A 6,638-nucleotide genomic window follows, 5' to 3' on the forward strand; every position below is an offset into this window, starting at 1 on the left:
ACCGCACAACTCTCGCCGCCGTGGTGGGCGTCGAGGTCCGTGCTGTGCTCCAGCTCGGCCCAGGAAAACAGCAGCAGGGCCAGGACCAGGAAGATGTGTAGTCCGCGGTGTGGCATCAGGCTTGGCGGGTTGGCCAGGGAGGTCCGCATTCTTTGGCAAATGCGAATCATTGTCAATAAGGATCAGGCGCTGAGCCGCTCCAGGGCGGCGTGGACATACAGTTTGAGGGGCTCGTCGTCGAGCATCTGTTGCGGCGAGGTTTTCAGCTTGCGGAAGATCGGCGCCTGCTCCGCCTGGGCGGTCCACGCCGCTTGCGTACCCTGGCGCAGGTGCAGCAGCAGGTGGGCGAGCAGCACCACGTCGGCGTAATCGGGCATGCCATAGGGATTGCGCGCCACGTGCTCGTGCTCGGCCGCCACCGCCACCATCTCCGGCGCGAAACGCCAGGCCTCCAGCACCATGGCGCCGACCCGGCCATGCAGGCGTGACAACACTATCTCCGCGACGGCATCCTGGCCCTTGAGCAGGGTGCGCAGGCGCAGCAGCAGCGGCAGCTTGCCGATGTCGTGCACCAGTCCGGCCAGCAGCGCCTCTTCCGGGTTGAGCTGGGTATAGCGCACGGCAATGGCGTGGCAGTGGGCGCCGATCTCCATGCTGTGACGCGACAGGGTGGCGAGCTGCTGCCCCGCCGCGGTGCCGCCGCCGTGCAGCGATTGCAGCAAGGCCAATTGGGTTACCAGTGAGCGCACCAGTTGCATGCCGAGGCGGGTGATGGCGGCCTGAATGTTGTCGATGGTTTTGTTGCCGCGATAGCTGCTGCTGTTGACCACCTTGATGAGGCGGGCGGCCAGTGCCGCATCGGTGCTGATGAGTCGGGCCAGCTGGGCCGTGGAGCACTCCGGCTGCGCCATCAGTTCACGCACGCGCAGTGCGATCTCGGGCATCGACGGCAACACCAGACGGTTGCTGTCGATCTCGGCCTCCAGCGCAGCCAGCAGTGTCTGCTCTAGCGCTGCGCTTTCTTCCCCTCCGTCCCGTGCATTTTCCGTCAGCACAAAACACTCCCTGTGCGTGTAGTTATTTGTGTGGAAATCAGTGCGTTACATCATAGCCCCGGAAGGGCTCGGGAGGGAAGGATGGTAAACAGGCGTGATTCGCCGCGCGGGCTCAGCCGCCGGTCTGCGACATGAAGCGTATAACCTGGTCGGGTTTTTCGCGGAATTCGTGCTTGTGGGGCTTGTGGGCGACGGCGTCGGTGAGCAGGTTGACCAGGCCGTCGTGGGAGATGCCCTGGCGCAGGTGGGGGCGCAGCTCGACGCTGTGGTCCTGGCCCAGGCAGAGGTAGAGTGTGCCGTCGACGCCGAGGCGCACGCGGTTGCAGGTGTCGCAGAAGTGCTGCGAGATGGGGGTGATGAAGCCGAGTTTGAGATCGGTGCCGGCCACCTGGACGTATTTGGCGGGACCGCCGCCGGGCATGACCGCGTCCACCAGTTCGAAACGCTGTTCCAGCCGCGCGCGCACCTCGCGCAGGTCGAGGAAGTGATCCGCGGCATCGCGGCCGGTGTCGCCCATGGGCATGGTTTCGATGAAACGGAGGGTGTAGTCGTGCTCGATGCAGAACTCCACCATGGCTTCCACTTCATCGTCGTTGACGCCCTTCATTACCACCATGTTGAGCTTGATGGGTGCAAAGCCTTCATCCTTGGCCACCGTCAGGCCACGCAGCACTTTTTCCAGCGGGCCACCGGTGATCTGTTTGAATTTGTCGGCCTGTATCGAATCGAGGCTGACGTTGAGGCGCGATACGCCGGCGCGCCTCAACGTCTGGGCATGTTTGGCCAACTGCACGGCGTTGGTGGACAAGGACAGATCGTCGATACCGGGGATAGTGGCGAGCTGGGCCGCCAGATCCGGCAGCCCCTTGCGTACCAACGGTTCGCCGCCGGTGAGGCGCAGGCGTTGCACGCCCATGTCGGCGAAGGCGGCGACCACGCGGCTGATTTCGTCGAAGTCGAGCCAGTGCTCGGGAACCTCGAAGCTGGTGAAGCCCTGCGGCAGGCAGTAAAAGCAACGCAGGTCGCAGCGGTCGGTGACCGAGAGGCGCAGGTAGGTGATGCGTCTGCCGTAGGTGTCGGTAAGTGTGTTGCTCATGAGGTGAGTTTCTAGCCCTTCCCACCAGGTGATGCAAGTGCTCGCAGTGGATAGCGCTAAATTTCCGGATGTTGCGACGGCATACCTCTGACGAGGTATGCCTACAGAGGCAGGCGACCGGCTCCTGGCCGTATCTTCCCGGAATAACTGGAAATTTTCTGCTGAAACTCTGGTTGGCGCATTTGCATTGGGGGAATCCGGCTTCTAACTTGATTTACATCAAGGTTGTACGATGCCCTAATACCTAGCGTTTATAAGCATATAACTAGAACAGATTTAGCTCTGGGGTGCGGCATGATGGAGACGGCGATTACGCGAACGCAGTTCCTGCGCGGCGATATCCGCGGCGAACGGCGTGCCGTGCGCCCGCCCTGGGCGCTGGAGGAGTGGTTGTTCGTCGAACGCTGTGATCGCTGCGGCAAGTGCATGCAGGCCTGCCCGCAGGGTCTGCTCGACGCCGGACGCGGCGGTTTCCCCAAGGTCGATTTTCAGCGCGGCGAGTGCACCTTCTGCCGCGCCTGTCTCGACAGCTGTGCCACCGGCGCGTTGCGCGCCTACGACGGCGAGGCGCCCTGGCAATTACATGCCGTGGTTGGTGCCGACTGCCTCGCCCTGCACGGTGTGGTGTGCCGCAGCTGTGGTGAGCAGTGCGAGGCCCGCGCCATCCATTTTCGTCCCACCGCCGGCCGCGTTGCGCAGCCGGAAGTGACTCCCACGTTGTGCAATGGCTGTGGCGCCTGCATCCGGCCCTGTCCAGCGGCTGCCGTGACCATGCACTACCGCCCCCACCCCGTCGAGGTATCCGTATGACCCCAGCCCCAACCCAGGAGGCATCTGCCATTTCCATCGCCGGTGTACTGGTGCATGCCAGTCCGGAATGCCTGACCTCGGTGCAGATGCAGTTGGCCCAATTGCCGGGCGTAGAGATTCATGCCGTCACGCCGGAGGGCAAGCTGGTGGTGACGGTGGATGAGAGTGAGGAACGGATGACGGGCGAGAGCGTGATGCGTCTGTATGACGTCGAAGGCGTGTTGTCCGCCGCGATGATTTACCACCATTTCGAGAACGATGCTGCCGAACAGGAGACTTTGCTATGAAACTGACAAGGCGTGATTTCATCAAGAGCAATGCCGTTGCCGCCACGGCGGCCGCCGCGGGCATCACCCTGCCCGGCATCAACACTGCGCTGGCCTCGACCGAGACCAAGATACGCTGGGACAAGGCCGCCTGCCGTTACTGCGGTGTCGGTTGTAGCGTACTGGTCGGCACCAAGAACGGCCGTGTGGTGGCCACGCAGGGCGATCCGGACGCACCGGTGAACCGTGGCCTCAACTGCATCAAGGGCTACTTCCTGGCAAAGATCCTCTACGGCAGCGATCGCCTCACCCAGCCGCTGCTGCGCATGAAGAACGGCAAGTACGACAAGGAAGGCGAATTCACCCCGGTGAGCTGGGACCAGGCCTTCGACGTCATGGCCGAGAAGTGGAAGGCGGCCATGAAGGACAAGGGGCCGAGCGGCATCGGCATGTTCGGTTCCGGTCAGTGGACGGTGTGGGAAGGTTATGCGGCGGCCAAGCTGTTCAAGGCCGGCTTCCTCTCCAACAATCTCGACCCGAACGCGCGTCACTGCATGGCCTCGGCGGTGGTGGGCTTCATGCGCACCTTCGGCATGGACGAGCCCATGGGCTGCTATGACGACCTGGAGCACGCCGATGCCTTCGTGCTGTGGGGCTCCAACATGGCGGAGATGCACCCGATTCTGTGGTCGCGCCTCACTGACCGCCGCCTCACCGCGTCGCATGTGAAGGTGGCCGTGCTGTCCACCTTCGAACATCGCAGCTTTGAACTGGCCGACCTGCCGATCATCTTCGAGCCGCAGTCGGATTTGGCGATCCTCAACTTCATCGCCAACTACATCATCCAGAACGGCGCCATGCACAAGGACTTCGTCGCCAAGCACGTCAACTTCAAGAAGGGTAATACCAATCTGGGCTATGGCCTGCGTCCCAACGACCCGCGCGAACAGGCGGCGAGCAACAACGGCTATCCCGGCGAGGACGGCAAGCCGAAGGGCGATCCGGGCGGCAGCACGCCGATGACCTTCGATGAATACAAGTCCTTTGTGTCCGAGTACACCGCGGACAAGGTGAGCAAGATTTCCGGCGTGCCCAAGGAGCAGCTCATCGAGCTGGCCAAACTCTACGCCGACCCCAAGACCAAGGTGGTGTCGTACTGGACCATGGGTTTCAACCAGCACACCCGCGGCACTTGGGCAAACAACCTTGTTTACAACATCCATCTGTTGACCGGAAAGATCTCCGAACCGGGCAACGGCCCGTTCTCCCTCACCGGCCAGCCTTCCGCCTGCGGCACGGCGCGCGAAGTGGGTACCTTTGCCCATCGTCTGCCGGCGGACATGGTGGTGATGAATCCGGAACACCGCGCCCTGGCGGAGAAAATCTGGAAGCTGCCGGAAGGGGCCATCAATCCCAGGCCGGGATTCCACGCCGTGCTGATGCAGCGCATGCTCAACGACGGCAAGATGAACTGTTACTGGCAGATGTGTAACAACAATATGCAGGCCGGTCCCAACATCAACCACGAGCAGTATCCGGGCTGGCGCAATCCCGCCAATTTCATCGTCGTCTCCGATCCGTACCCCACCGTGTCGGCCATGGCCGCCGACCTGATTCTGCCCACCGCCATGTGGGTGGAGAAGGAGGGGGCCTACGGCAATGCCGAGCGGCGCGGCCAGTTCTGGCGCCAGCAGGTGAAGGCGCCGGGCCAGGCTCGGTCCGACGTGTGGCAACTGATGGAGTTCTCCAAGCGTTTCAAGACCGATGAGGTGTGGCCGGCGGAGTTGCTGGCCAAGGCGCCGCATTTGAAGGGCAAGACCCTGTACGACGTGCTGTTCGCCAACGGCCAGGTAAACCAGTTCCCCAAGCAGAAGATTACCGATACCGCCGGCAACACCTACGAGAACGACGAGTCCGAGCACTTCGGCTACTACGTGCAGAAGGGCCTGTTCGAGGAATACCGCCGCTTTGGCCTGGAGGGCAAGAAGGGCCATGAGTTGGGCGAGTTCGAGCTGTATCACCGCGTGCGCGGCCTGCGCTGGCCGGTGATTGACGGCAAGGAAACCCTGTGGCGTTACCGCGAAGGCTACGACCCGCATGTCCCGGTCGGTGCCGGTGTGCAGTTCTACGGCAACAAGGATGGCAAGGCCAATATCTTCGCCCTGCCCTATGAGCCGCCGCACGAGGCGCCGGACAAGGACTACGACCTGTGGATGTGCACCGGCCGCGTGCTGGAACACTGGCATTCCGGTTCGATGACCCGTCGCGTGCCGGAACTGTATCGCGCCTTCCCCGATGCAGTGCTGTTCATGCATCCGGAGGATGCCCAGGCACGCGGCCTGCGCCGCGGCATGATGGCGCGGGTGGCGAGCCGCCACGGCGATATCACGCTGATGGTGGAGACCCGCGGTCGCAACCGGCCGCCGAAGGGACTGATCTTCATTCCCTTCTTCGACGCCGGCCGCCTGGTCAACAAGCTGGTGCTCGATGCCACTTGTCCGATCTCGAAAGAGACGGACTTCAAGAAGACCGCAGTGCGCGTAACGCGGGCCTAAGGGGAAGGCGAGGGCGCCATGGCAACGCAGGACACAGGCAAGGCACGGCGCGGCTTCCTGGTCGATATGGCCAGGACGGCGTGCGGTGTCGCCCTGTTGGGGCTGGGCGTGGGTCTGTACTCACGCCAGGCCGCATCCCTGCCGGCGGAGGCCATACGTCCGCCTGGCGCACTGGCGGAGAACGACTTTCTCGGTGCCTGTGTGCGTTGCGGCCTGTGTGTGCGTGACTGCCCCTACGACACCCTGCGTCTGGCCGAGCTGGGCGACAAGGTGGCGCACGGCACGCCGTATTTCATCGCCCGCGACATTCCGTGCGAGATGTGTCAGGACATCCCCTGCGTCAAGGCCTGCCCTACCGGCGCGCTCGATCACAGTCTCACTGACATCGACGACGCGCGTATGGGCCTGGCGGTGGTGATCGATCAGGAAAGCTGCATCGCCTTCCATGGTCTGCGCTGCGAGGTGTGTTTCAACGTCTGTCCGATCCGCGGCAAGGCCATCACGCTGGACATGCTGCACAACCCGCGTTCCGGCAAGCATGCGCTGTTCATCCCGGTGGTGCATTCGGACGCCTGCACCGGCTGTGGCAAGTGCGAGAAGTCCTGCATCCTCGACGAGGCGGCAATCAAGGTGTTGCCCATCCAGCTTGCCAAGGGCCTGCTCGGCCGCCACTACCGCCTGGGCTGGAAGGAGAAAGAGGCCGCCGGCGGCAGTCTGGTCACGCCCGATGAGGAACATCGCTACAACCTGCCGGAAGGGATGCGCTACGACTATGAAGGGCGCGGCCTGATTCGGGAGGAATCGGGACAAACGCCTTACGGCGCTGATCCGCTGGAAACGCTCAAGCGCGGCAGGG

The 6,638-nt window shown here is 63.2% G+C and carries 6 protein-coding genes; 4 read left to right on the top strand and 2 right to left on the bottom strand.

What is annotated here, in order from left to right; translation table 11 throughout:
* Positions 1 to 182: 182 nt before the first annotated feature.
* Positions 183 to 1,055: an HDOD domain-containing protein gene (locus ACMV8A_RS10310; protein WP_495325697.1), complete on the bottom strand. Its 873-nt coding sequence runs from the start codon at positions 1,053 to 1,055 to the stop codon at positions 183 to 185.
* A gap of 112 nt (positions 1,056 to 1,167) precedes the next feature.
* Positions 1,168 to 2,151 carry a GTP 3',8-cyclase MoaA gene (gene moaA / locus ACMV8A_RS10315; protein WP_495325698.1) on the bottom strand — a complete coding sequence of 328 codons (984 nt, stop codon included), beginning with the start codon at positions 2,149 to 2,151 and terminating at the stop codon, positions 1,168 to 1,170.
* Between the two features lie 294 nt (positions 2,152 to 2,445).
* On the opposite strand from moaA, the gene napF reads away from it, so the two are divergent.
* The 4 genes from napF to napG all read left to right on the top strand — a co-directional run.
* A complete protein-coding gene (gene napF / locus ACMV8A_RS10320; protein ID WP_495325699.1) occupies positions 2,446 to 2,961 on the top strand; it encodes a ferredoxin-type protein NapF in 516 nt (171 codons plus the stop codon).
* Positions 2,958 to 3,248, top strand: a complete 291-nt coding sequence (locus ACMV8A_RS10325) for a chaperone NapD (RefSeq protein ID WP_495325700.1) — start codon at positions 2,958 to 2,960, stop codon at positions 3,246 to 3,248. Before napF ends, ACMV8A_RS10325 begins: the two co-directional genes overlap by 4 nt.
* Positions 3,245 to 5,782 (top strand): nitrate reductase catalytic subunit NapA, encoded by a 2,538-nt coding sequence (gene napA / locus ACMV8A_RS10330; RefSeq protein WP_495325701.1) that lies wholly within the window; start codon positions 3,245 to 3,247, stop codon positions 5,780 to 5,782. The genes ACMV8A_RS10325 and napA overlap by 4 nt, the downstream gene beginning before the upstream one ends.
* 18 nt (positions 5,783 to 5,800) lie before the next feature.
* Positions 5,801 to 6,638, top strand: an 838-nt coding sequence (napG, locus tag ACMV8A_RS10335; protein WP_495325702.1) for a ferredoxin-type protein NapG, incomplete at its 3' end; no start/stop codon positions are given.

The sequence above is a fragment of the Sulfurivermis sp. genome (assembly GCF_059410345.1).